The organism is Bacillus sp. SIMBA_074 (assembly GCF_046534555.1).
GTDB classification, from domain to species: domain Bacteria; phylum Bacillota; class Bacilli; order Bacillales; family Bacillaceae_G; genus Bacillus_A; species Bacillus_A mycoides.
The window spans coordinates 1-256 of record NZ_JAWRYM010000819.1 but is presented as its reverse complement, the minus strand read 5'-3'; the positions used below and the strand labels follow the sequence as shown (position 1 = coordinate 256).

At 48.0% G+C, this 256-nt stretch carries 1 protein-coding gene; it reads left to right on the top strand.

From position 1 onward, the window contains the following. Position 1 precedes the first annotated feature (1 nt). A partial coding sequence (locus tag SB773_RS33045) for a PAS domain S-box protein (protein WP_410594653.1) occupies positions 2 to 256 on the top strand: 255 nt, incomplete at its 3' end.

Here is a 256-nt window from a genome sequence, read left to right as displayed (position 1 = left end):
GATGAGAAATGAGTTAATCGCTACGCTTGCACCACACGAGTGGGAAGAGCTTTTGCATGAGAAAGATGAAAAATTAAAAGATGCATTGCGCGAGCTGGCAGATGTCAGGGCTGCGCTGGACCAATCGACGATTGTGGCGATGACGGATCATCGGGGAATCATTTTACGAGCGAATGACCAGTTTTGCCAAATCTCCAAGTATGCCAGACATGAATTGATTGGCCAGGACCACCGTCTGCTAAACTCAGGCTATCAC